The organism is Candidatus Mycobacterium wuenschmannii, from assembly GCF_030252325.1.
GTDB lineage: Bacteria > Actinomycetota > Actinomycetes > Mycobacteriales > Mycobacteriaceae > Mycobacterium > Mycobacterium wuenschmannii.
This window is the reverse complement of record NZ_CP126981.1, coordinates 2543345-2569091: the sequence shown is the minus strand read 5'-3', so window position 1 is coordinate 2569091 and position 25747 is coordinate 2543345. Positions and strand designations below refer to the sequence as shown.

The window sequence follows — 25747 nt, the reverse complement described above, 5'->3', positions numbered from 1 at the left end:
CCTACTGCCCGAACGAGATCTGCAGTAGGTGCTTCTTCTGCTCGGCGTAGTCCTGCTCGGTCAATAGGCCCGCATCGCGCTGTTGGGTGATGTCGCGGATCGCGGCCGCGACGCCGGTCATCACGGTGCGCGGCGCGGGCGTGGCTTCGGCGTCGTCATCGTCGTCGGCCGTAGCCGCCGACTCGCTGCCGACGAGGCGGACCGGTCGGCCGTTCTCCGCGACGGCACCCGCGGCGCCCGGGGGGCCGGCCATGGCCTGGCCGGCCATGCCACCAATTCCCATCTGGTTGACCGTGTTTGCCGCACCCGCCTCCGCGGCCGGGGCCGCGGCGGCATTCGCTCCGGCCAGTGGCGATGTGAACGCAGCGGGCTTCACCTCGGGTGCGGCGACGGTCCAGTTCGACGGCACGGACAGGCCGCCGACCATATTGGCCTCGCCCAGACCCGCCGAGACCGTAGACGCGCCGGCGCTGAGGGGGGCCGGAAACGGTTGCACCGGAGCCGGACCCGTTCCGAAGATCGCCTCGCCGTTCCAGCCGCTGACGACCTGATCGGTGTGCAGACCAGTGGAGGTCGCCGATATGAGGGGCACCAGGTCTACCGGTCCGGCGGCGATTCCGATCGGCAGAATCGTGGTGAACAGGGCCAGGTTGCTGGGCACCGAGAAGAAAACCGTGATCAAGTCGGCCAACGTGTCCAGCGGGTCGGTCGCGGCGGGAGCGGCCGCCGAGTCGGCCGTCGCCAGGCCTTGCAATGCCTGAGGAACTGCGGAAAATGCTTGTTGCGCAGACGAAACCGCGCTCTGCGCGTTTCCGGCCGCGGTATTGACGGCTTGCCCGACGGCGGCGGCCTGACTGGACGACGACGCGGGGTCGGTGGTCTGCTGGGGCTGAGTGAAGGGCGCCAGCGCGGTCGCGGCCGCCGAGGATGCCGCGTAGCCGTACATCGCCACGGCATCCTGTATCCACATCTCGGCGTACTGGACTTCGGTGGCGGCTATCGCCGGCGTGTTCTGCCCGAAGAAGTTGGTCGCCACCAACGTCGCCAGCAGACTGCGGTTGGCCGCGATCACCGGGGGTGGCACCGTCATCGCGAACGCGGTCTCGTAACCGGCGGCCGCGGATTGCGCTTGGGTAGCCGATTGTTCGGCCTGGGCGGCGGTGGCGCTGAGCCATTCGACAAAGGATGCGGCCGCGGCGTTCATCGACGACGACGACGGGCCCGACCAAGCCCCGGACGTCAGCTCCGACACCACCGAGTGATAGCCGCCGGCCGCGGTGTACAGCTCGTCAGCGAGTGCCATCCAGGCTTGCGCAGCGGCGAGCATCGGCCCCGATCCAGGACCGGAATACATCCGGCCGGAGTTTATCTCCGGCGGATAGAGCCCGAAATCCATTGCTGCGCATTCCCTTAATCTCGAAAACCTGGGCCAGATGAACGACGTCTCCGCCAGACGGAGGGGGACGTATCAGCGACCAAGCAGGCGGTTCTTCTGCTCGGTGTATTCGGCGTCGGTCAGGATTCCCTCGTCGCGTAGCTTGGTGAACTCGCGCAGCTCCGCCGCGACTCCGGTGATGACGGTTCGAGGCTTGGCGCATGTGGCGTCGTCGTCACCAGTTGTCTTGCGGTCGGGGGTTTTTGCCGCCTCATTGGGTCGAGCTACCGCGCTCTTGGCGGCCCGCGCGCCACGTCCGGCGCCGGCGCCGACAGTGCCGGCCATGGCACGTCCGGCCATGCCTGCCAGCGCCATTTCGCTCAGGGTGCCTCCGGACGCGCCCGACAGCGGTTCCGCGACAGCGGCCGCCGGCAGCGCCGGCAACGTCACCGCGGTCGGACGCACCGCAGGGGTGGCGATGGTCCACGTCGGCGGCACCGAAAGGGCGCCGACGGTGTTGGCCTCACCCAAACTGGCCGCCATGCTGGGTGGCGGCACGGTGCCCACCGGCAGGTTGAGCAGCGGCGCCGGGAATGCCTCCACCGGCGCCGGTCCGTCGTCGGGCCATGCCTGAACGCCGGCCCAGCCGCTGACGATGTCGTCGGTGTGGGTACCGGTCAAGGCGCTGACGACGTCCAGGGGCAGGGCGACCACCCCGAGACTGCCCAGCGGTATGTCGGCACCGAAAGTTGCCAGGCTGGCCGGCAGGTCCAGGAAGATCGCGATGAGGTTGCCGAGCGTGTCCAGTGGATCGCTTGCGGCGGGCGCTGCGGCGGCACTCTGCAGCGCGCTGGGTACCGCGGAGAACGCCTGCTGGATGGCGTTTTGGGCGTTGCCCGCGGCTGTTCCGGTGGCCTGGCCGACCGCGGCCGACTGGCCGGCCTCCCCGGTCGGGTTGGTGTTCTGTTGCGGCGGAACAAAAGACGGCAACTGCGTCGCGGCGGCCGACGAGGCCGAGTAGCCGAACATCGCGGCGACGTCTTGGGCCCACATCTCGGCGTATTGCGCTTCGTTCGCCGCGATGGCCTGGGTGTTGATCCCGAACACGTTGGTGGCGACCAGGGTCGACAGCAGACTGCGGTTGGCAGCGACCATCGGCGGTGGCACGGTCGCGGAGAACGCCGACTGGTAGGCGGCGGCCGCCGACCTGGCCTGCGCACCGGTCTCTTCGGCCTGCGCTGCTGTGGCGTGCAGCCAGGCCACGTACGTTGCTGCCGCCGCGCTCATCGACGCCGACGCCGGACCCAGCCACGGGCCGGCCGTCAACTGCGAGACCACCGATTGATAGGAGTTGGCCACCGAATGCAGTTCACCGGCCAGCGCGTCCCAGGCCTGGGCCGCGGCCAGCATCGGCGCCGACCCCGCGCCCGCATACATCAGGGCGGAGTTGACCTCAGGCGGGTAATTCCCGAATTGCATTGCTCGCCGACCCCTCTAATTCACCGCGGTCGAGCCGGCCGGGCCTTCAACCGTCGCCGTCGACTGAATGGTGGCACGCGCGGCGACCGATGTCGCTCGCGCGCTCGGCGCGTCGTGCGAGCATCCACGCGTGAGCAGCAACGAATGCTCGCGACATCCCGGCCCCACGCTCACCGATGGCATTGCTTCCCTTTCCGCGTCATCGTCGGGCATTGGCTCGAATTCCGCTTCACCAACTGACTGTCTTTGCTGGTAGACATGCCATTATCAGGTTTTGACAGGAGATAGACAATTCGATGCCGCCGCGCATTCACATTGCGCGGCGGCAAGCATCGTTATCTCTCAGGTTAATCCTGTGTATTTCTCAGGTTAACCCACTCGTCGGCGGTCGTTTTTGCACCCGGACCGCTAGTTCGGCCCCTACTTTAAGGGTTCACCGGCACATTCGACTCGTTGGGACGGCCGTCTCCAGGGAGTTAGCAGGTGGCCGTAAGGATGTTGTAAAGGTTTTGCTGAATGGCACTCAGCCGGTGCGGGCCTGCCGGCCGACGTCGACGTTCTCGGCGATAGCGGACCCGTCCACTACCTCCTCGGGGGCAGCCTCGACCACCACCGGATGCTGCGGCGGCAGGCCCTTGCGCAGGGTGGCCACCAGGTCCCGGTAGGGGCCGACGAGATAGACCGTGTCGCCGTCGCGGAGCTCGTTCTCGTGGCGCGGCTGCAGGTCGATGGGGGAGTCCTGGCGGCAGATCGCGATCACCCGGGTGCGGCTGGACAGGTCGCCCATCGGCATGCCGTCGAGTTCGCTGCCCTCGGCGACCAGCATCGCCCCGACCATGAACGAGCTCTGGCCGATCGAGAAGGTGCCCAGCACCTCGACCCCCATCGCGGCGCCGATGAACCACGGCGCGGCCAGCGCCACCGACGACCGGACGTTCTCGAAGCCGAACCGCTGCGCGACCGCTAGGCCCAGCGCGCGGTCGTACACCCGCAGCACCACCGAGATGTCGGCCCGCTTGTTGGCCTTCGGCACGACCTTTGGCCCCAGCATCTCGGCCAGCACGATGCCGGTCTCGATGTTGATCATGTCGTCGCGGGTCAGCACCGCCACCGCCCGGGCCCGTTCGACGCGGGCGGACTGCAGGGTCTGCTTGAGCGTCGCGTCGCCGAAGATCACCGGCACGTCCAGTGCCCGCGCCGCGGACAGGAATCGGTTGTTCTCGTTGATCTCGATGACCGCGACGTCGTAGCCGGCCTCGATCAGGTCCGAGATCACCCGCATGCCCAGCGCGCTGAGCCCGACCACGATCACGTGGTTGCGCAGATGGCGCATCCGCGGCCGCGCGGAGGCGAACACGAAGCGCCGCGACAGCAACACATCGGCGATGAATGCGACCAGCAGCGCGATGGTGGTCGCCCCACCGAACATCAGCATGGCGGCGAACATGCGCAGCCAGGTCTCCTGATGCGCGAAGCTGAAGTCGCCGTAGCCCGTGGTGGTGATCGTCTCGATGGTGAAGTACAGCGCGTCCACCCAGGACATCCGTGGGTGCTGATAGTTGAAGCGCAACAACAACATCGAGATGACGACGAGCGTCAGGGCGGCGGCCAGTGCGGGATAGAAGGCCGGGTTGAAGTCGTTGACGACGGCGCGGACCGCATCCGTAACGCGGCGCAACCCGGCGCGTTGCGACCGCGTCCCGACCGGCAGCCGGATTTTGATGCCGCGCTCGGCGGACTCGTCGGCCGTTCCGATCATCACCGCGCGGTCGCCGGCCAGCACACGTTGATTGCGGGTCGGACAGACCTCGATCTCGCCCGGGCTCGACGAGTTCTCGCCGTGGATGATCGCCACCGGGGCCAGTTCGCCGTAGATCTCGCGGAGCGTGGCCGCACGCGGTGCCTCGCTGCCGGAGACAAGGAACTGGGTGCCGGCCGCCTCGAACGGGTGCGTGCGGCGCGACAGGCATGCCTCGACGATGAACGGCGCGGTCAACTCGGCGACGTCGAGAATCGCGCCGGGCCCGTTGTCGGCGGCCACCGCGGCGCGCAGCACATCATTGGCCAGTCGCGCGACGACTCGCACGGACGGGTTGGAACGTCGTGCCAGCAAAGCGATTTCGAGGTTGGCGGCATCGTCGTCGCCGGCGCACACCACGGCGAGCGCATCGGCGATGTTGGCGTTGTCGAGCACGTCGCACATTGTGCTGAGTTCGTCGTTGCCCAGCCGCACGACGGTCGCGCCCGCGCTTTCCAGCTCTTCGATGATCGTGGTGGCCAGCGCATCGTCACCGCTGACAATGATGTGATGCTGCATTCTCTCGGCTTTGCTCACGTTGTTACCGAACAGGTTACACCACAGCTATACGACATCTCGTCACAACGCACGATTTTGCTGACGCGCCGGGTGTCTCGCGCTTCGCGGGCTAACATGTTCTGCCGCAACAACTCTCATACCTCGAACCGATACCCCATGCCCGCCTCGGTGAGCAGGTGGGCGGGGTGCGACGGGTCGTCCTCGAGCTTGCGTCGCAGCTGCGCGAGAAACACACGCAGATAATGGGTTTCCGTCGCGTACTTGGGCCCCCAGACCTCGCGGAGCAGTTCCTCGCGGCCCACCAGTTTGCCGCGGTTGCGCACCAGCATCTCGAGCATGCCCCACTCGGTGGGCGTCAGGTGGACCTCCGCGCCGTTCTTGATCACCTTCTTCAGCGACAGGTCGACCAAGAACGACTTGGTCTCCACCACGGGGTTGTCCGCGCCGGTGGCCACCGCCGCCCGGCGCACCGCGGCGCGCAGCCGGGCCAGCAGTTCGTCCATGCCGAACGGCTTGGTCATGTAGTCGTCGGCGCCCGCGTCGAGCGCGCCGACCTTGTCGGAGGAGTCGGTGCGCGCGGACAGCACGATCACCGGTGCCGTCAGCCAGCCGCGCAGGCCGGCCAGCACCTCGATGCCCGACATGTCGGGCATCCCGAGATCCAGGATCACCACCTGCGGGGGATGCTCGGCGGCGACGGTCAGCGCCCGCGATCCGGTCGGCGCGGTGACCACCTCGTAGCCGCGCACCGACAGGTTGATCCGCAGCGCCCGCAGCAACTGGGGGTCGTCGTCGACGACCAGAACTCTTGTCACGAGCGCCACTCCTCAGCATCGCGACCGCTGACGCAGCGCTCTGCATCGTCGATGGCGCGTGTCATCAGCGATGGTCCTGCAGCGGCGCGGCCACGTCGACCAGTATCGTCAGGCCGCCGCCGGGGGTGTCGCTGGCCGTGATGGTGCCGTCCATCGCCTCCACGAATCCCTTGGCCACCGACAGGCCCAGCCCCAGGCCGGTGGTGGTATCGAAGTCGCCGAGCCGCTGGAACGGCTGGAACATCTGCTCCGCGGCGCCCTTGGACACGCCCGGCCCCTCGTCGACGATGTTGATCAGCACCCGCGGCCCGACCTGGCCCGCGTTGACCCGAACCACACTGGCCGGCGCGTAGCGCAGGGCGTTGTCGATCACGTTGGACAGCACCCGCTCCAGCAACCCCGCGTCGCCCATCGCGACCGTCCCGCCGACCTCGACCTTGACCCGGTCGATGCTGGCCCGCCCGTAGATCGTGCTGCGGCCGCCGATCCCGACCAGCGCACGCTGGACCACCTCTTCGAGGTAGACCTCGGTGAGCTCGGGCCGCACCACCCCCGCGGCCAGCCGCGAGGAGTCGAGCAGGTTGGCCACCAGCAGGGTCAGCTGGTCGACCGACTCCTCGACGGTGGCCAGCAGTTCGCCGGTGTCCTCGGGGGAGAACCAGACGTCCTCGGCGCGCAGGCTGGACACCGCCGCCTTGGCCGCGGTCAGCGGCGTGCGCAGGTCGTGGCCGAGCGCGGACAGCAGCAGCCGGCGCAGCTCGTCGGCCTCGGCCAGCGACTTGACCTTGCCGGCCTCCTCGGCCAGCTCGCCACGCTTGACCAGCCCGGCCGCCTGGGTCGCGACCACCGACAGCACCCGGCGGTCACGGCCGGTCAGGCCGCGGCCGGTCATCAGCATCCAGAACTCTTCGTCGCCGACCTTGACCGCGGTGTCTGCGGCGTCGACCGTCACGCACGACTCGGTGCCCACGCCGGCGACCGGCACCAGCCGGCCGTCCAGCTCGCGTACCAGGCACACCGACCGTTGCGAGTAGGCCTCGCGCACCCGCTCCAGCAGCGCGTTGAGGTCGGCGCCGCGTAGCACCGACGCGGCGAACAGCGACAGAAGTTCGGCCTCCTGGCTGGCCCGTCTGGCCTCGCGGGCCCGGCTCGCGGCGGCGTCCACCAGCACCGCGATCGCCATCGCGACCCCGAGCAGGATCATGATCGTCAGCGCGTTGCTCAGGTTCTTGACCGCGAACGAATAGCGCGGCTCGGTGTGGAAGTAGACCAGCAGGGCCCCGGACAGCAGCCCGGACAGCACCGCGGGCGCCACCCCGCCGAACAGCGCGACGCCCACCACCCCCGCGAAGAAGAGAGCCGATTTACCGCCGACGTCCAGGGTCGGGTCCAGTCGCATCGTGATGGCCAGGATCGTCAGCGGCAGCACGACGGCGGCCAGCCAGGACACCACCTGGCGGACCCGCGGCGGGACCGGTGAGAACGCCAGGCCGCGGTTGGCCGCCTCGTGGCTGACCATGTGGACGTCGATCTTGCCGGAGTTCTTGATGGTGGCCGCGCCGATGCCCTCGCTGAAGAAACTCGCCCACCGGGAGCGTCGTGACGTGCCGAGCACCAGCTGGGTGGCGTTGGTCTCGCGGGCGAAGTCGAGCAGCGCGCCGGACACGTCCTCGCCGACGACGGTGTGCACGGTGGCGCCGATGCTGCCGGCCAGCTCGCGCACCTTGCCCATCTCGCGGGGCGACACCCCGGACAGTCCGTCGCCGCGGACGACGTGTACCACCATCAGCTGCGCGCTGGACTTCGAGGCGATACGAGATGCCCTGCGCACCAACGTTTCCGACTCAGGCCCTCCGGTGACCGCGACGACCACGCGCTCGCGGGCTTCCCAGGTGTCGGTGATCTTCTTGTCGGCACGGTATTTCGCCAGCGCCGAGTCGACCTGGTCGGCCAGCCATAGCAGCGCGATCTCGCGCAGCGCGGTCAGATTGCCGGCGCGGAAGTAGTTGGTCAGCGCCGCGTCGATGCGTTCCGACGGGTAGACGTTGCCGTGAGCTAGTCTGCGCCGCAACGCTTCCGGCGTGATATCGACCAGTTCGATCTGGGCGGCTTTGCGAACGACTTCGTCGGGCACGGTCTCGCGCTGTTCGACACCGGTGATCTGGGCGACGACGTCGTTGAGGCTCTCCAGGTGCTGAACGTTGAGCGTCGAGATCACCGTGATGCCGGCGTCGAGCAGGGCTTCGATGTCTTTCCAACGCTTTTCGTGGGTGCTGCCCGGAATGTTGCTGTGGGCGTACTCGTCGACCAGCGCGACTTCGGGCTTGCGGGCCAGCACCGCCTCGATGTCGAGCTCGGGGAAGGTGCTGCCACGGTAGGAGATGTCATGCGGGGGAATGACTTCGATCCCCTGGAGGAGTTCGCCTACCTTCTTGCGGCCGTGCGTCTCGACGACGGCCGCGACGACGTCGGTGCCCCGCTCCAGCCTGCGGTGCGCCTCGCCGAGCATGGCGCAGGTCTTCCCGACGCCCGGGGCCGCGCCGAGGTAGATGCGCAACTCGCCGCGACGCTTCGGGTGCACCCGGTGAGCCAGCGGGTCATCGTAGGCGGCCGGCTCGTGCGTGGAGGTCACCTCGCCATCATCCACCGGCAGGGTCAAGACTTCACCGGCGATACGCGATCCAGTTCGAGGTTCACCGCGAGCACGTTGACCACCGGCTCGCCGACGAAGCCCAGCATGCGGCCGTGCTGGTTGTGCCGGACGGCGTCGCGGACCTGCCCGACGCTGACGCCGCGGGCCCGGGCCACCCGGGCCACTTGGAGTTCGGCGTAGGCCGGGGAGATGTCGGGATCCAGCCCGCTGGCGCTGGCGGTGACCGCGTCAGCAGGCACCTCCGGTTGTTCGGGCGCCGAACCGCGAATCGGAACCAGCCGGCCGACCGAATAGTCGCGGCCGTACTGAGCGCACTGCACGACCACGCCCTCATACAGCCGCTGGAACACCATGGCGGGCGGGCGGCCGGGTTTCGAGCAGGGCTCGTTCACGCTGACCACCGTCACGGGGTGGGTGACGTTGCCCACCCGGTCGCGCGGCCCGATCACCGACAGTACGGCGCCGACGCCGCCGCCCGTGCAGAACGGCCGTGAGCCGTCGACCTTTTCGAGCCGGCCGATCGCCAGGCTGCGCGAGCACACCTGGGTCAGCAGGCTCGGCTTGAAGCCGGCGCCGGACGGGTCGGCGGGGGTGTCGACGATGCTCTCGGGTCCCAGGTTGCTGCCGCCCGAGGCGGTGGGATCGTAGCCCGCGCCTGCCGCCGACGGTCGGCTCTGGAAGTAGCGGGGCAGCGGGTTGCCGTTCTTGTCGGTGAAGGACTGGCCAATCATCTTGCTGCCCATAGCTTTTCCGCTGACATCGACGATCGATCCATCGGCCTTGTGCTGCAGCCCGGGCAGCTGGGCGACGCCCCAGACGACGAGCGGGTAAGCGATGCCGGTGATCACGGTCAGCGCCAGCAGCGCGCGTAGCGCCGCCCAGTGCTGCCGAAGCACGTTCGAGAGGTTCATCGCTCAGCCCATCCCCGGAATGAATTGCACGGCCAGGTCGATCAGCTTGATCCCGACGAACGGGGCGACGACCCCGCCCAGCCCGTAGATATAGAGGTTGCGGCTCAACAACTTCGACGCGCTGCTCGGGGTGTACTGCACGCCCCGCAGCGCCAACGGGATCAGCACCACGATGATGATCGCGTTGAAGATCACCGCCGACAGGATCGCCGACTGCGGGCTGTGCAGCCGCATGATGTTGATCGACGCCAGCCCCGGGAACAGCGAGACGAACATGGCGGGAATGATCGCGAAGTACTTGGCGATGTCGTTGGCGATCGAGAACGTGCTCAGCGCGCCGCGGGTGATCAGCAGCTGCTTGCCGATCTCGACGATCTCGATGAGCTTGGTCGGATCGGAGTCCAGGTCGACCATGTTGCCGGCCTCTTTGGCCGCGCTGGTTCCGCTGTTCATCGCGACGCCGACGTCGGCCTGCGCCAAGGCCGGCGCGTCGTTGGTGCCGTCGCCGGTCATCGCGACCAGCCGGCCGCCCTGCTGCTCCCGCTTGATCAGCGCCAGCTTGTCTTCTGGGGTGGCCTCGGCGAGGAAGTCGTCAACCCCGGCCTCGTCGGCAATTGCCTTGGCGGTCAACGGGTTGTCGCCGGTGATCATCACGGTGCGGATGCCCATCTTGCGCATCTCGTCGAACCGGGCCCGCATGCCGTGCTTGACGATGTCCTTGAGGTGGATGACGCCGAGCACCTCTGCCTTGGCGTCGCGATCGCTGACCACGCCCACCACCAGCGGAGTCCCGCCGGCCGCCGAAATGCCGTCGACCACGTCGCCCAGCGCGTCGGGGATGTCGCCGCCCTGCTCACGAATCCAGTTCGTCACCGAGTTCGCCGCGCCCTTGCGCAGTTGCCGCCCATCGATATCGACGCCCGACATCCGGGTCGTCGCGGTGAACTCGATCCACTGCGCGTGGGCGAGTTCGCCGGGTGGGCGCTCCCGCAGGCCGTAGGTTTCCTTGGCGTACACCACGATTGAGCGCCCTTCCGGCGTCTCATCGGCCAGGCTGGACAACTGCGCCGCATCGGCGAGGTCCTCGGGGGTGACACCGCCCACCGGGATGAACTCCGCGGCCTCCCGGTTGCCGAGCGTGATCGTGCCCGTCTTGTCCAACAGCAGTGTGTCGACGTCGCCGGCGGCCTCGACCGCCCGGCCCGACATGGCCAGCACATTGCGCTGGATCAATCGGTCCATGCCTGCGATGCCGATCGCGGACAGCAGCGCGCCGATCGTGGTGGGAATCAGGCACACCAACAGCGCCACCAGGACGACGCCGTCGACGCCGTCGTTGGTCAGCGCGGCGGTGTCGGCGACGCCGGGGGTGTTGATCTTGGAGTAGATCGCCAGCGGCTGCAGGGTCACCACCGCGAACAGAAAGATGATCGTGAGCGCGGCCAGCAGGATGTTGAGCGCGATCTCGTTCGGGGTCTTCTGCCGGTTCGCGCCCTCGACGAGCGCGATCATCCGGTCGATGAAGCTCTTGCCCGGTTCCTGGGTGATCTTCACGACGATCCGGTCGGACAGCACGGTAGTGCCGCCGGTCACCGCGGACCGGTCGCCGCCCGACTCGCGGATCACCGGCGCCGACTCGCCGGTGATCGCCGATTCGTTCACCGACGCAATGCCTTCCACGATCTCGCCGTCGCCCGGGATGGTCTCGCCGGTCTCGACGACGACGATGTCGCCGCGCTGCAACTCGGGCGCCCGCACGTCTTCCTCGGTGCCCGCCTTGCCCGGCGCCCAGCCCCTGAGACGGCGGGCGATGGTGTCCGCCTTCGACTTACGCAGCGTGTCGGCCTGGGCCTTGCCCCGGCCCTCGGCAACCGCCTCGGCGAGGTTGCCGAAAAGCACTGTCAGCCATAGCCAGAACACGATGAGCCAGCCGAACCAGGACTCGCTGCGGACGGTGAGCACGCTCGACCAGACCGCGCCGATCTCCACGATCAGCATCACCGGGTTGCGCCACAGCGTGCGCGGGTCGAACTTGCGCACCGCGTCGGGCAGCGCCTTGAACAACAGCCCGGGGTCGATCAGCCCACCCTGGATCGGCGCGGGGCCGCCGTGGTGCTGGCGCTGCGGCCGGTTGGACCTCGCCTTGACCGCCGTGGAGGTTGATGTCATCTCAATGGATCCCTTCGGCGAGCGGCCCGAGCGCCAGAGCCGGCAGGAAGGTCAAGGCGCACAACACGACCGTCACCGCGGCCACCAGGCCGACGAATTGGGGCCGGTGCGTCGGCAGCGTCCCCGGCGACTCCGGGATACGGCCCTGACGGGCCAGCGATCCGGCGAGCGCCAGCACCAGAATCATCGGCACGAACCTGGCCAGCACCATCGCCAGCCCCAACGCGGTGTTGAACCAGGTGGTGTTCGCGGACAAGCCGGCGAATGCCGAGCCGTTGTTGTTCGCCGCCGAGGTGAATGCGTAAAGGATCTCCGAAAGGCCGTGTGCCCCGGCATTGTTCATCCCTGCCCGCGGGCCCGGCAGAGCCATGGCGACCCCGGTGCCGACCAGCACCAGCAACTCGGTGACGGGGAAATAACTTGCCGCCAGCTTCATTTCGCGCGGTCGGATCTTCTTGCCGAGGTACTCCGGGGTCCGGCCGACCATCAGGCCCGCGACGAACACGGTGAGGATTGCCATGATCAGCATCCCGTACAGACCCGAGCCGACGCCGCCGGGTGCGACCTCGCCGATCTGCATGTTGAACAGCTGGATCAGCCCGCCCAGGCTGGTGTAGGAGTCGTGCGCGGAATCGACTGCACCCGTTGACGTCAGCGTGGTTGCGTCGGCGAACACCGCGGAATTCGCGACGCCGAAGCGCTGCTCCACGCCCTCCATCGCCGCCCCCGCGGCCGTCGGTACCGTCCCGTGGTGGCTGAGTTCGAACACCTCGATCGAGCACAGGCTGAAGGTCGCCAGCACGCCCATCACCGCGACGATCGCGTAACCCTGCTTGGTGTTGTCCACCATCCGGCCGAAGGTGCGGGGCAGTGAGAAGCTGATCGCCATCATCAGGAAGATCTCGACCCAGTTGCTCAGCCTGGTCGGATTCTCGAACGGGTGCGCGGAGTTCGCGTTGTAGAAGCCGCCGCCGTTGGTGCCGAGTTCCTTGATGGCCTCCTGGCTGGCAACCGGACCGCCGGTGATGGTCTGCTGCGCGCCGTTCAGCGTGGTGACCACCTGGTCGTGCAGATGGAAGTTCTGGATGGCGCCGCCGGCGATCAGCACGATCGCGCCAATGAACGCGATCGGCAGCAGGATTCGCACGGTGCCGCGAACCAGGTCGACCCAGAAGTTGCCGATCTCGTGCGTCCGGCTACGGGCGAAGCCGCGAACCAGGGCGATCGCGACGGCCATACCGGCTGCGGCGGAAACGAAGTTCTGCACGGCCAACCCGGCCATCTGCACCAGGTGGCCCTGCGTCGACTCACCCGAATAGGCCTGCCAGTTGGTGTTGGTGACGAAGCTGATCGCGGTGTTCCACGCCAGCGACGGCGTCATCTTCGTGGCCGGGTCGTGCAGGTGCAGCGGCAACTTGTCCTGCAGCAGTTGGAAGAAGAACAGGAACAGCACGCTGACCGCGGAGAACGCCAAAAGGCTTCGCGCATAGGCGTACCACGGCTGTTCGGCCTCGGGGTCGGCGCCGATGACGCGGTAGACGACCTTCTCGACCCGCCAATCTTTCGGCGAGGAGTAGACGCGGTACATGTAGTCCCCGAGCGGCACGTGCACTGCGATCAGTGCCAGCACCAGCAGGGCGATCCCCGCGGTGGATGTGCTCAACCTAGAACCTCTCCGGGAAGAACAACGCGGCGACGAGGTAGACGGTCAGGGCTGCGGCGAGCCCCAGTCCGATGACGTTGTCGTAGCTCATCGACGCCACTCCTCCTCATCGCTGCGCTCTGCATCGTCGTTGTCGTAGCTCATATGCCTGCGCCTACAGCTTCTCGACCAGCTTTTGCGCCCAGCCCAGAATGGCGAATATCGCCACCGTCAGCAGGACGTAGGCAACCACTGCCATCGCTTCTCCGTTCGTGACAAGCCGGTCTGGTCGATCGGCGATCGAGGTTTGGTCCCGGCATGCAAATTTAGTCTCGACGATGAGGTCTGGAAAGAAGTTAAGCGCGTTCGATGGGTAATGCGCTGCCGCTAACGCTTTCTTTACAGTGTGTCGGCGATTCTTGTTTGCGGGAAGCGATGCAACGACGCGATCAGCTGGCGCTAGCGGTGGATTGCCGTTTGCTGACTACGGTGTGATTCGGACTACTTCGCGAGTGGCAGGCGCACGCGGAAAATGGTTCGGCCGCGGGCGGATTCGGCCACCACCGTCCCGTCGTGGGCCTTGACGATCGAGTCGACAATGGCCAGGCCGAGCCCGTTTCCGCCGAGTTCGGTGGACGCATCCTTGGCTCGCACGAAGCGATCGAACAGATGCGGAAGCAATTCGGGGTCGATGTCGGGACCGTCGTTGGCCACCGTCAACTCGGCATACGGCCCACCGGTCCGGTAGCGGTGACACGTGATCGCCGCCGTCACCGACACGCCCTCCGGCGTGTGCACCCAGGCGTTAGTCAGCAGGTTGCTCACCAATTGGTGCAGCCGGTCGGAGTCGCCGATCACCCAGACCGGGTCGTCGGGTAGGTCCTTGATCCACTCGTGGCTCGGCGCCGCGACCGCCGCGTCATTGAACGCGTTGAGCACGATGTCGGCCAGGTCGACCTCTTCGGTGCGCAGATCGTCGCCCTCGCCCAACCGGGACAGCAGTAGCAGTTCGTCGACGAGCGAGGTCATCCGCCGGGCCTCCGCCTCGATGCGGGCCAGCGCGTATTCGGTGGTCGGTGGCAACGCCTCGCTGTCCTGGCGGGTGAGCTCGGAGTAGCCCGAGATGGCCGCCAGCGGCGTCCGGAGCTCGTGGCTGGCGTCGGTGATGAATTGCCGCATGCGCCGGTCGGATTCGGCTCGGTGCGCGAGCGCGCTGTCGACGTTGTCCAGCAGCCGGTTCAGGGTGTGCCCGACGATGCCGACCTCGTTGTCCGGGTCGGTGTCGTCGGGTTGGACGCGGGGACGGATGCGATGGTCGTCGCCGGTGAGCTGCGTGCCCGCGACCTCCGCGGCGGTCACCGCAACCCGGCGCAGCGGCCGCAGGGCATAACCGACCACCAGGGCGGTGAGTCCCGACGTCACCAGCAGCGCCGCCACCGAAAGCACTGTCTCGCTGATGATTCGGCGATTGATAGTCTTGTTCACCAGATCCAGCGACACCCCGACCATCAGCACGTCCCCGGAGGCCGTGGTCTGGCTGCTGACCCGGTACGGCCCGAGACCGCCGAGTTTGGTGTTGTGAATCTCGTTGTCGTGCAGGGGCAGCCGCTTGATGGCGGCGATGACATCGGGAGTCGCGGGCCGCGGGTCGTTCTCGAAGAAGACCGCAGACCCGATCACATTGCCGCCGCGGAGCACCGCGATGACGTTGAGCGGGTTCTGTTCGGTGAACCGCAGCATCGCGTGCTCGATGTCGCGATTGCGGCTGATGTCGCCGGCCCGGTACCGGGCGTACGAGTGTTCCAAAGCGTCAAGCGATTCGGACACTTCCGTGTCGTTCATCGCGTTGACGTAGGACCGCAGGCTCAGCACCGAGATGGCGCCGACCACCAGGATCACGACGGTGACCACTGCCGAAACGCCCAAGACCAGCTGATGACGTAATGTGCGCGGCCGCCACCACGGAGTCTTTGGGGCTCCGGTCATTCCACTGCTACCTCGGGGTTAAGCCGGTGAGCGGAGCATGTACCCGACACCTCGAACAGTGTGGATCATCGGCTCTCTGCCGGCGTCGATCTTCTTCCGTAGGTACGAAATGTACAGATCGACGATGCTGGTGCGCCCGGCGAAGTCGTAATTCCAGACTCGGTCCAAGATCTCGGTGCGAGTCAGCGCCCGGCGCGGGTTGCGCATCAGGAAACGCAGCAGCTCGAATTCCGTTGAGGACAGCGAGATCAACGAACCGGCGCGGTGCACCTCGTGGCTGGCTCCGTCGAGCGTGAGATCGCCGATCGTCAGGCTTTCCTCCGCGGGCGGGGCGAGGTGGTTCGACCGCCGGAGCAGGCCACGGAGCCGAGCGACCAACTCCTCGAGGCTGAACGGCTTGGTCATGTAGTCGTCGGCGCCGGCCGTCAGGCCCGTCACCCGGTCCATCACCGAATCGCGCGCCGTAAGGAACAGGGTGGGCGTGTAGGGGCCCGATTGGCGGACGCGGTGCAGGATTTCGAGCCCGTCGATGTCCGGCAGCATGATGTCGAGCACCAGCACGTCGGGTTCGACGTCGTCGAACTTGTTGACGGCTTCACGGCCATTGTGGGCGACCTCTACGCTCCAGCCCTCGTAGTGCAGAGCCATTTTCACGAGGTTGGTCAACGCCGGCTCGTCATCGACGAGCAGGACGCGGATCGGAGATCCATCGTCCCGGCTGATCCGGGGAAGCTGACCTAGAATCGCCTGACGCGGCCGCTGGTGCTCGCGCGTTGCTGTGGTTCCTGACATAACCGCCATAGTTCTAGATTCTCCCTCCCCCACAGCCCATTGTCACGAAGCTCATACTGATCTCAAATGTAGCGTCTAGGCGTGTGACCTGCGTCAACGCGCGGTGTCTCGCGCCGGAGACCGCTCGGTGCCCCGAAAATGCTTGTGGCCCGCACACCTTGGGTGTGCGGGCCACAAGTGGTCGTGCGGGGTGTCAGGCCCAGCTGGAGCCAACAGCCGAGTCGGTGCTCGACATGTTGTTGCCGGCGGACTGCACCTTCTGGCCGTGGGCGTTGGCCTGTTCGTAGATGACCTGGAAGTTACGACCCAACTGGGTGATGAACTCCTGGCACGCGACCGAACCCGAGCCGCCCCAGAAGTCACCGGCAGCCAGCACATCGCGGACGATGGCCTGGTGCTCGGCCTCCAGGGAAGCGGCCTGGGCGCGGATCAGGGCGCCGTGGGCATCGACATCACCGAACTGGTAACTGATCGACATGACTGTTCTCCTAAGTAGTTTCGGTGGTCGGCTAGCTGGACAGGATCTGCTGCGAGGCCTGCTCTTGGCTCTCGTAGTGGTTGGCGTCGCGGATCAGTCCGTCACGGACCCCGTGCAGCATGTTGACGATGTTGCGGAAGGCCGTGTTCATCTGGCCCATGGTGTCGTAGGACGTGGCCTGCGCCGAGCCGCTCCAGCCGGCCCCGGCGATGTTGGTGCTCGAGGCCCACATCTTGCGGGCTTCGTCCTCGACGGTCTGGGCGTGGACGTCGAAACGCCCTGCCATGGCGCGCATTTCGTGCGGGTCGGTCATAAAGCGAGTGGGCATGTGTTTCTCCTTGTTGATGTGGAATATCTGGTATAGGGCGGCGACGTCGTCGCCCTGCGGGTTCTTAGATGAGCACCTTCGGCATGACCTTGGGCTTGACGCCGTAGCGCGGTCCGCTCAGGCCCATGCCCGACTTCGCGCCGGCCGAAGCCATGCCGGGCATGACGCCCGGTGCTCCGCCGGTGCCGGTCGCGCTCGCGTCGGCGGCGGCGGTCCATCCGCTGCCGGACAGCACGCTCTCGTTGGCGGCGAGGGTGACGGGAGCGTTGCCGGCCCAACTCGTCGGTACCGACATCCCGCCGACCGAGCCCGCGGAGCCCATCCCGGCAAGCGTTGCGCCGCCGCCCAATCCGGACGTCGAGCCGGCCAGCGTGGTGCCGAAGCCCAGCCCGGCGCCGAGCGGCGTGACGTCACCGATCGTGACACCGAACGGAGCCCCGGAGATGAAGTGGTTCAAGGTACCCAGTGCCGTACCCATGGTCGCCAGGCACCAGGAGTTCGTCACGTTGAAGGTGTTGAAGCTGTTGGAGAAGAACGGGATTCCCGCCGTGCCCTGAATTGCGGTCAGCAGGTCGCCGATCGTTGCCGCGGGCGCGGCGGCTCCCGGCTGAGCTGCCGCCGCCGAGGCGTTGGTCAGCTGGCTGAGCACGCCGTTGGCACCCGAGTTCGCCGCATTGCTGCCGACGGCGTTGCTCACCGCGGAGTCCTGAGCCCCCGCGCCGGCAGGATTAACCGACTGCGGTGGTTCGGTCAACGGGGTCAGCTGTGAGGTGGTCGCCCCGGTCGCGGCGTACGTGCTCATCGCGGCGGCGTCCTGCGCCCAGAACTCGCCGTACATCGCCTCATTGGCGGCGATCGCCGGCGTGTTCTGCCCAAGGATGTTGGTGGCCACCAGAATCGCGAGCTGAGCGCGGTTGGCGAAGACCACCGGTGGTGGGATCGACGCGGAGAACGCCGCCTCGTAGGCCGCCGCCGAGGCGGTGGCTTTCGCGGCCGCCTCCTGCAACAGCGCGGACGTGGTTTGCAGCCATTCGATGTTCTGCTGGGCGGCCGCCGCCATCGCGGTGGACGACGGGCCTTGCCATTCCGAGCCCACCAGTGACGAGACCACCGACTCATAGGCGGTCGCGTTCGTGCCCAACTCGGAGCTCAGGCCGCTGAACGATGCGGCCGCAGCCATCATCGGTCCTGCGCCGGCGCCAGAGTAGATGAGCGTGGAGTTGACCTCTGGGGGTCGCGCTGCGAAATCGAAAACCATTTTACGGGTCCTGTCTATTGAGTGGTATGAGGTCGAATGGTGTTGAGGCCGAACAACGTTGGCGGCAGCGGGCTACGTGACGGTCGGCTTGGGAACCAGCGGCATGACCTTGGGCTTGACGCCGTAGCGCGGGGCGCCGAAGCTCGAGCCGCCGCGGCCTCCGTTCGCGACAGCCGGCATACCGGCGATCCCGTTGGTCCCGCCGGCCGTTGCCGGTGCGCCGGTGCCGAAGGTCTGCGACGCCAGGGTGACGGGCGCGCCTCCCGCCGCCGGGATACCCGCTCCGCCGGCCCAGCCCGGCGGCACCGAAAGCGCGCCGACCGACGATCCCGCGCCGGCCCCGGCCAACACCGGCGCCGATCCGATGCCGCCCGCACCGGCGATGCCTGCCGCGGGGGCAACGTCTCCGGCCAACGCCGTACCCAGCCCGCCGATGTCGGCGCCTGCCGTTGCCGGCCCGGCCAGCGCGGTGAGCAGTCCACCACCGCCGAGCGAGATGAAGACCGACATGGCGGATGCGTAGTTACCGACGTTGATGTTGGCCAGGTTGGCGATGTTGCTGCTCAGGAAGCCGACCAGAGGATCGTTGAGCATGAAGCTGTTGAAGCTGTTGATGCCGTTGACCAGGTCGTCGAACGCGTCGGCGGGCTGCGCGGCGGCCGACGTGGCGTTGCCGGCCCCGTTTGACAAGGCGTTCGCGGCCGCGCCGGCCTGGTTGGCCGACTCGGTCTCCTGGTACGACCCCGATGTCTGGCCGAGCAGCTGGTTGAACTGCTGTTGAATGGCCTGAGCCTGTTCGCTCACCGACTGATAGAGCGTGCCGTACGTGGAGAACGCAGCCGCCTGCAGGATCGACACCTCGTCTGCAGCAGCGGGGAGTACGTCGGTTGTCGACGCCGCTGCGCCGGCACTCTCCGCGGCGAACGAGCTGAAGATCGCCTCAAGTTGCGTCGCGGCGGCCGATATTGCGGCGGGCTGCGTATTCACGAAGGCCATGTATGTCTCCTGGTGTAAAAAGCCGACCCGGTGTCGGGTCGGCCACGATGATCAATGCGTGGGTGTAGGTCGGGCTCCGCTGGCGTCCACGGGACAACCTTCGCGGAGCCGCGGGTCCCTTGCCCAGCGGGTTAATTGCTTCTTAACAAGGAGGCTTAATTTTTAACAAGACCCAGACGTCGTCCTGCGGCAACAGGTCTCGGATGGAATCTGGCGTTAACACGCTAGATTCGTCGCTGGCCCCCATAGCCCAATTGGCAGAGGCAGCGGACTTAAAATCCGCCCAGTGTCGGTTCGAGTCCGACTGGGGGCACGATGACCCGTTCCGGTCATGTTGTGTTCTGGTGCGAGACAAAGGGTTCTCACATCATCAAACACTCGCCGGGAGCTCGACGCGACAAATCTTGACGATATTTTTGCGCTCGCCGAGCCGTCGCCAGACCTGTCGCTGCCGCGGTCATGGAAGCCCGCCCGCGCATATAGTTTCCCGGTGGTCAATCCGAATCCCGCCGCCGAGGACGGCCAAGACTCGGGCGCCTCGGCGCCGACGGTATTCATCGCCACCCCGATGTATGGCGGCACGGCAACGGCTACCTACACCTGGTCGCTCGCGCAGACCCCAGTGATCTTCATGCGCAGTGGGATTGGCCTGCTGTACCAGTACCGAACACGAGACGCGCTGGTGACTAATTCGAGGAATCATCTGGCAACGCAATTTCTCGAGACGCAGGCCACCCACCTGATGTGGATCGATGCCGATATCGGCTTCAACGGCCTCGACATCGTCAGCATGTTGGTCGCGGATCAGGACATCGTGTGTGGCATCTACCCCAAGAAGGGCATCGACTGGAAGCGCGTCGCGCAGGCCGCCAATGACGGTGTGCCGCCCGAGGAGCTCCATCGGCACACCGGCACCTTTGTGGTCAAGCCACTCGCGAAAGCCGACGAAAACAGGGTGGCCGACTCCGATGAAGTAGTGGAAATCGCCGCTGGGGGAACTGGATTCATGCTGATCAAGCGAGCAGTCTTTGAGGCACTACAGGACCATGTCCCGTCCTACGAGATCGGCGGGGCGACGGTGAAGGAGTTCTACGCGACCGACATCGATCCTGAGACGCGCCAGTTGATCGGCGAGGATTATTACTTCTGTCTGCTCGCGCGCAGCCATGGGTTTGGGGTATACGCGGCGCCCTGGGTTCGGTTGTCGCACACCGGACCTTACGAGTACGCCAGCGAATTGCAACCGAACTGGCTAGTCAACCCAGGTATCTGAAGGTAGACGCCTAGCCGCGATTACCGAATATGTATGTGCCCGTGTGGTTTAGATTGACCCAGAGCGCGGCATGGATCTTGAAGCCGCGATCGCGCGCCAGTTTGCAGAAGTGGTAGTCCTCGGACAACAGGCTGTTGCCCGCGTCGGGGTCGATGCTGACAGCGTAGAACTCCTTCAATTCGATACCCGGGGTGGAACCGTCCACGTAGGACGCCGTGCCGTCGGCAAGAGCCTCGAACACCGCTCGCTTGATCAGCATGAATCCGGTTCCGGCATTGGCGATTTCGATAAGACCATCGGACGTCAAGCGATCCGGGGAACGGTCTATCAGGTTCAAGACCATTGACCGCTCGTGTTCGTGCAGACGCTCGGGTGGCACGCCCTCAGACGCCGCCTTCGCGACCGCGGGCCAGAGGATCTCCTTTTTCGGGTAGATGCCGCAGACGATGTCCTTGTCGGCCCGGACCATCTTGACGATGTCGATGGGATCGAAGCCTATGTCTGCATCGATCCACATCAGATGTGTCGCGGCTGAGTCGAGGAACTGATGAGTCAGGTAGTTCCGTGCGCGCGTCACGAGACTGTCGTTGACTGCGACGCTGAAATCCAGGCCGATGCCGTGTTGGGCAAAGACGGCCGGACTGTGGGCGAGCGACATGGTGAAGGTGGCCGCGGCCATCCCGCCGTACATCGGTGTGGCGATGAACACTCGCGGACCGGCCGTCGCCGGCCCAATGTCGAGACTCCGCGACGACGACTCTTCGGAGGTCACATCAATCTCCCAACCGGCCCGCGTCGAGCGCCATTGCGACCAAGTCCACGCGCCACAACGTCTGGAACAAATGAACGACGAAAGCGTCCATGTCGGGTGTGCGCTCGCCTGTTGCGCCGTGCTGAGCCAGAGCCGATTCCACGATCTCGCGGATCGACTGTCGCCCGTCGACCTGCTGGATGAACGGCAGCTGCACCCGGTTGAGGGTGATTCGTGAACTGGGCCAGTAGATCTCGTTGTTGGCCAGCCCGCAGCGGTATCGGAACACCGGAATGTAGTCGAGAGCCGCGGGGTCCGAGAAGTCGATTGCATAGCTGCTTTTCGGCCGTTGCGGATGACAGGCCATGAAGAAGTGGCAGCCGTTCATGGTCTGCAGGCGCTCCATCACCGACCAGATCTTGTTCTCGGGCAACGCATTAAGGGTCGGCAGGTATGTCGGTCCCTGGCCGACAACTTCTTGTGGATAGTACGGCGTCTTGTGAAACCACCCCTGAAATGCCAGCCCTGCCGCGTCCACGAAGTCGACGCACTCGTCGACGGTGTAACTGCGTGCGCGACCGTGCAGGAAGGTATCCACCAGGGCGGCATCATCTCTGAGATCCGTGGCCCGTCGGAGATAGCCGTTGACGGGATGGTCCTCTGGCAGCGCCGCGAGGGTGTCCTTGACGATCTGGACCGACGCCTCGTCCTGGCCGAGTCCGATGTCGCGAAAGACGGACTCCAGCAATTCAACCCCGATGCGACCATGCTTGCCGTAGAGCATCAGCGCCATGACCCCGTCCGAACGCAGGCAGCCGGCAAGGGATTTCAGGCCTGCAAGGGGATCGGCCATGTGATGCAGCACGCCGGTCGACACGACCAGATCGAATTGCTTTCCGAGGGTGGACAATTCCTCGATGGGTAACCGGTGCAGGCGCAGGTTGTGCAGGCCGTGCTTGTCTTTGAGGTACTGCTGGTGATCCAGCGAGTGCTGGCTGATGTCGACCGCCACCACGGTCGCGCCGGGGTTGTTGAAGGCGAAGACCGCCGCCTGGTTGGTGCCGCACCCGCCGATCAGGATGTCGAGGCCGGGTTGGTACTCCCGGTCGGGCCACAGCACCCGATGCGCGTGCGCCGGGTCGTACCACTCCCAATTGGACACGGTCCAGGTAGCGAGGTCGGCGATCGGAGGTGGGTAGCGCCACCGTTCGTACTGACGGCTGACCACGTCGTCACGCGTGTCGTCGTTCACGTCAGCGGTGACTCCTTCGCTGTGGTCCGGCAATCGGTTCGGATTATCAGCCACCCCCGGTAACCCGGCAATCGGTGGGCGACACGCGGCGCTCGGGCCCTTGTGATGTACGACTCTTTTGCAAGGAACATTAAGAAACCCGCACCGGCATACACCTCGTTTTCAGGTCATTTTCGGTTCGCGAAAAGTATGAACTACCTGGCGCAACCGGTTGCGGTGTTTGCTCTGTGGAAGTGGTTGCGGCACTGGGCGAATATTGCTTAAGGACGCTCTGAGTTAATGGCGTGACGTGGGTGACAATCGATGAAAATGCGTAATTCCCCTGGTAATTTCAGCAACTAGACTCGACCCGACGCAGCGCGAGAAGCGCACGCAAGTACGGATCTGAGGATGCGGCCCGCGGAAGGTATCGGACCGCGCGAAGCGTTTACCGCTCAGATGCCGAAGTCCGCCCACCACGGACCAACAAGGAAGCTGGTACCACTGTGAGCGAATCAGTTCCTGCCCTGAACAAGGCCGACGGGTTCACCGTCACCGGCGCGATCGCCGCCGGACGCGGCGCGGTGAGCGGCATGGCCGTCAGCGCCGACGGCGGTCTGCTGACCGTCACGCACTACGGCGACGACAGCGTCTCGCTGATCGACACCACCGACGCAACCGCCCGATTGACCGTCACCGACGTCGACGAGCCCACCGCCGTCGCGATGTCCGGCGCCCGGGCCTACGTGAGCAGCGTGTCCAAGGCCCACGACGAGGTGCTGGCCTTCGACACCCACGCCGAGCGCATCGTTGCCAGCTACCCGGTCGGGTTCGGCATCACCGACTTGGCGGTCAGCCCGAACGGGCGGGTTGTCTATGCCGGCCGCACCGGTGCAGAAGGCGCCGACGTCGTCGTCCTGGACACCGCGACCGGCAAACAACAGTCCATCGGCCTCGACGCGGCCTCGGTCGCGTGCGTGCGGGTGAGCGCGGACGGTCGCCGGCTCTACGTCGCGGCCAATAGCGCGTCGACCTCGGCGCTCGTGATGATCGACACCCGGCGCAACCGGGTGCTCAGCACCGTCGACATCGGTTCTCCCATCCGGGACATCGCACTCAGCCCGGACGGCGCCGTCGCCTACATCGGCAGCTGCGGCCCCGACTTCGGCACGGTGCTGGACATCGTCGACACCCGGAGTTCGGCGGTCAGCGCGACGTACAAGATCGGCGACGCCGCGGCCTCGCTGGCGCAACTGACCCTGAGCCGCAACGGCGAGCGGGCCTACCTGGTCGGCGACCAGCATGTGACCGTGTGGTCGACCCTGACCCAGGAGGTGCTCGGCATCATCACCGTCGGCGAGGAGCCGTCGGGCGCGGTCGAAAGCACCGACGGCACGCGCCTTTACATCGGCGACTACGCCGGCACGGTCACCGAACTGGCCATCTCCGCCGCCGCCGCGCAGGTCGGCGGCCTCACCACCGGCGACGAGTGGACCGCCCCGCACGGTTGGGCCGTCTCCGACCTGCGGATGCTGGAGCCGACCCTGGCCTAGGGGCTGCATCGCCGATCGAGCGTGCAATGATCGCCACGAGGGCGGGCGCTTGGCGGGCCTGCCCGGGTAGCACGGCGCAACCTGAGGGCGGTCCAGCGATGTACAGCACCATGCACAGCTTCCCCTTGACGATCACCGCCATCCTGCGGCACGCGGTTCGCGTGCACGGGGCGCGCAAGGTGTTCACCGCAACCGGCGACGGTTACCGCGAATGCACGTACGCCGAACTCGGGCAGCGGACCGCGCAGTTGGCAAATGCCTTGCGGCGCATCGGTATCGACGGCGATCAGCGGGTCGCGACCTTCATGTGGAACAACGTTGAGCACCTGACCGCTTACACCGCAGTGCCGGCCATGGGAGCGGTGCTGCACACCCTGAACATCCGGCTGTTCCCCGAGCAGATCGTCTTCGTGGCCAACGAAGCCGAGGACCAGGTGGTGCTGGTCGACGTGTCGCTGATCGACCTGCTTGCGCCGATTCTCGGCGAACTCGAGACCGTGCACACGGTGATAGTCGTCGGCGACGGCGACACCTCCGCGCTCGAGCAGTCAGGCAAGACCGTGTTGCGCTACGCCGATTTCGTCGACGGCGAGTCGACCGAGTTCGACTGGCCCGACGTCGACGAAAACTCTGCTGCCGCAATGTGTTACACCAGCGGAACGACCGGCAACCCGAAGGGCGTCGTCTACAGTCACCGGTCCAGCTACTTGCACACGATGGCGATCTGCACCAGCAACGGGATCGGCATCGGGTCCAGCGATTCGGTGCTGCCGATCGTGCCGATGTTCCACGCCAACGCCTGGGGGCTGCCGTTTGGCGCGTTGATGGCCGGCGCCGACCTGGTGCTGCCCGATCGGCACCTGGACGCCAAGTCGCTGGTCGACATGATCGAGACGCTGCGACCGACCATCGCCGGCGCTGTGCCCACAATCTGGAATGACGTCATGCATCACCTGGAGAAGAATCCGGGCCGCGACGTGTCCTCGCTGCGCATCGTGCCCTGCGGCGGCTCGGCGGTGCCGGTGTCGCTGATGCGCACCTTCGAGGACCGGCACGGCGTCCAGATCCGCCAGCTGTGGGGCATGACGGAGACGTCGCCGACAGCCAGCATGGCCTGGCCGCCGCCGGGCACCCCGGAGGATCAGCACTGGGCGTTCCGTGCGACGCAGGGGCAGCCGTTGTGCGGGGTGGAGGCCCGGATCGTCGATGACGACGGCAAGGTGCTGCCCAACGACAACGAGGCCGTCGGGGAGGTGGAGGTCCGCGGCCCGTGGATCACCAGCTCCTACTACCAGGGCCACGACGAGTCGAAGTTCGACAACGGCTGGCTGCGTACCGGCGACGTCGGCCGCCTCGACGAGCACAGCTTCATCACCCTGACCGACCGCGCCAAAGACGTGATCAAGTCCGGCGGCGAGTGGATATCCTCGGTCGACCTGGAGAACGCCCTGGTCGCGCACCCGGACGTGGTCGAGGCCGCCGTGGTCGCGGTGCCCGACGAGCGCTGGCAGGAACGCCCGCTGGCCGTCATCGTCGCCGGTGAGGGATCCGGACTGAGCGCCGATGACCTGCGAAAGTTTCTGTCCGACAAGGTAGTTCGGTGGTGGCTGCCGGAGCGCTGGACGTTTGTCGACGAGATCCCGCGCACCAGCGTGGGTAAATACGACAAGAAGACCATCCGATCCCGCTACGCCGACGACGTCTACGAGGTCAGCGAAGCGCGAGACTGAAAGGACCGCG

20 protein-coding genes and 1 tRNA gene are annotated in these 25747 nt (G+C 66.4%); 4 read left to right on the top strand and 17 right to left on the bottom strand.

Translation table 11 applies throughout. The annotated features are described in order from the left end of the window. Nucleotide 1 precedes the first annotated feature (1 nt). From PT015_RS12100 to PT015_RS12030, 15 genes are all read right to left on the bottom strand, one after another. Nucleotides 2–1396: a PPE family protein gene (locus tag PT015_RS12100; protein ID WP_285184719.1), complete on the bottom strand. Its 1395-nt coding sequence runs from the start codon at nucleotides 1394–1396 to the stop codon at nucleotides 2–4. A 72-nt stretch (nucleotides 1397–1468) separates the two neighbouring features. Beyond that, on the bottom strand, nucleotides 1469–2854 hold the full coding sequence (locus tag PT015_RS12095; protein WP_285184718.1) for a PPE family protein, SVP subgroup: 1386 nt from the start codon (nucleotides 2852–2854) through the stop codon (nucleotides 1469–1471). 523 nt (nucleotides 2855–3377) lie between these two features. Next, entirely contained in the window at nucleotides 3378–5171 is a 1794-nt protein-coding gene (locus PT015_RS12090) for an NAD-binding protein (RefSeq protein WP_285191073.1), read from the bottom strand. A gap of 134 nt (nucleotides 5172–5305) precedes the next feature. Next, on the bottom strand, nucleotides 5306–5986 hold the full coding sequence (locus PT015_RS12085; protein WP_285184717.1) for a response regulator: 681 nt from the start codon (nucleotides 5984–5986) through the stop codon (nucleotides 5306–5308). Between the two features lie 64 nt (nucleotides 5987–6050). Next, complete coding sequence (locus tag PT015_RS12080) at nucleotides 6051–8579, bottom strand: DUF4118 domain-containing protein (protein WP_390888019.1); 2529 nt, start codon at nucleotides 8577–8579, stop codon at nucleotides 6051–6053. A 62-nt stretch (nucleotides 8580–8641) separates the two neighbouring features. After that, a complete protein-coding gene (locus tag PT015_RS12075; protein ID WP_285184716.1) occupies nucleotides 8642–9550 on the bottom strand; it encodes a potassium-transporting ATPase subunit C in 909 nt (302 codons plus the stop codon). A gap of 3 nt (nucleotides 9551–9553) precedes the next feature. Then, on the bottom strand, nucleotides 9554–11719 hold the full coding sequence (kdpB, locus tag PT015_RS12070) for a potassium-transporting ATPase subunit KdpB (RefSeq protein WP_285184715.1): 2166 nt from the start codon (nucleotides 11717–11719) through the stop codon (nucleotides 9554–9556). Nucleotide 11720: 1 nt separating this feature from the next. Next, nucleotides 11721–13382 carry a potassium-transporting ATPase subunit KdpA gene (kdpA, locus tag PT015_RS12065; RefSeq protein ID WP_285184714.1) on the bottom strand — a complete coding sequence of 554 codons (1662 nt, stop codon included), beginning with the start codon at nucleotides 13380–13382 and terminating at the stop codon, nucleotides 11721–11723. A 1-nt stretch (nucleotide 13383) separates the two neighbouring features. Further along, on the bottom strand, nucleotides 13384–13473 hold the full coding sequence (gene kdpF, locus PT015_RS12060; RefSeq protein WP_285184713.1) for a K(+)-transporting ATPase subunit F: 90 nt from the start codon (nucleotides 13471–13473) through the stop codon (nucleotides 13384–13386). A 389-nt stretch (nucleotides 13474–13862) separates the two neighbouring features. Then, nucleotides 13863–15347 carry a sensor histidine kinase gene (locus PT015_RS12055; RefSeq protein WP_285184712.1) on the bottom strand — a complete coding sequence of 495 codons (1485 nt, stop codon included), beginning with the start codon at nucleotides 15345–15347 and terminating at the stop codon, nucleotides 13863–13865. Nucleotides 15348–15365: 18 nt separating this feature from the next. Next, nucleotides 15366–16148, bottom strand: a complete 783-nt coding sequence (locus PT015_RS12050; protein ID WP_285184711.1) for a response regulator transcription factor — start codon at nucleotides 16146–16148, stop codon at nucleotides 15366–15368. Nucleotides 16149–16332: 184 nt separating this feature from the next. Beyond that, nucleotides 16333–16617, bottom strand: a complete 285-nt coding sequence (locus tag PT015_RS12045) for a WXG100 family type VII secretion target (protein WP_285184710.1) — start codon at nucleotides 16615–16617, stop codon at nucleotides 16333–16335. 31 nt (nucleotides 16618–16648) lie between these two features. Beyond that, the gene (locus tag PT015_RS12040) at nucleotides 16649–16945 is read right to left on the bottom strand and encodes a WXG100 family type VII secretion target (RefSeq protein ID WP_285184709.1); all 297 of its coding nucleotides are present in this window, start codon (nucleotides 16943–16945) and stop codon (nucleotides 16649–16651) included. Nucleotides 16946–17009: 64 nt separating this feature from the next. Beyond that, a complete protein-coding gene (locus tag PT015_RS12035) occupies nucleotides 17010–18203 on the bottom strand; it encodes a PPE family protein (RefSeq protein ID WP_285190839.1) in 1194 nt (397 codons plus the stop codon). Between the two features lie 72 nt (nucleotides 18204–18275). Further along, nucleotides 18276–19199: a PPE family protein, SVP subgroup gene (locus tag PT015_RS12030; RefSeq protein ID WP_285190838.1), complete on the bottom strand. Its 924-nt coding sequence runs from the start codon at nucleotides 19197–19199 to the stop codon at nucleotides 18276–18278. Nucleotides 19200–19438: 239 nt separating this feature from the next. Here PT015_RS12030 and PT015_RS12025 point away from each other — a divergent pair. After that, nucleotides 19439–19512, top strand: a tRNA-Leu gene (locus PT015_RS12025). 177 nt (nucleotides 19513–19689) lie between these two features. Next, nucleotides 19690–20472, top strand: coding sequence for a glycosyltransferase family 2 protein (locus PT015_RS12020; RefSeq protein ID WP_285190837.1), 783 nt, complete (start codon nucleotides 19690–19692; stop codon nucleotides 20470–20472). A 10-nt stretch (nucleotides 20473–20482) separates the two neighbouring features. On the opposite strand, the gene PT015_RS12015 is transcribed toward PT015_RS12020, so the two are convergent. Together PT015_RS12015 and PT015_RS12010 are read right to left on the bottom strand one after the other, a co-directional pair. Continuing rightward, nucleotides 20483–21244, bottom strand: a complete 762-nt coding sequence (locus PT015_RS12015; protein ID WP_285190836.1) for a hypothetical protein — start codon at nucleotides 21242–21244, stop codon at nucleotides 20483–20485. A gap of 1 nt (nucleotide 21245) precedes the next feature. Further along, nucleotides 21246–22475 (bottom strand): class I SAM-dependent methyltransferase, encoded by a 1230-nt coding sequence (locus tag PT015_RS12010; protein ID WP_285190835.1) that lies wholly within the window; start codon nucleotides 22473–22475, stop codon nucleotides 21246–21248. Nucleotides 22476–22960: 485 nt separating this feature from the next. On the opposite strand from PT015_RS12010, the gene PT015_RS12005 reads away from it, so the two are divergent. Further along, complete coding sequence (locus PT015_RS12005; RefSeq protein ID WP_285190834.1) at nucleotides 22961–24007, top strand: YncE family protein; 1047 nt, start codon at nucleotides 22961–22963, stop codon at nucleotides 24005–24007. A 98-nt stretch (nucleotides 24008–24105) separates the two neighbouring features. Then, complete coding sequence (locus PT015_RS12000; RefSeq protein WP_285190833.1) at nucleotides 24106–25737, top strand: long-chain fatty acid--CoA ligase; 1632 nt, start codon at nucleotides 24106–24108, stop codon at nucleotides 25735–25737. The last annotated feature ends 10 nt before the right edge of the window (nucleotides 25738–25747 follow it).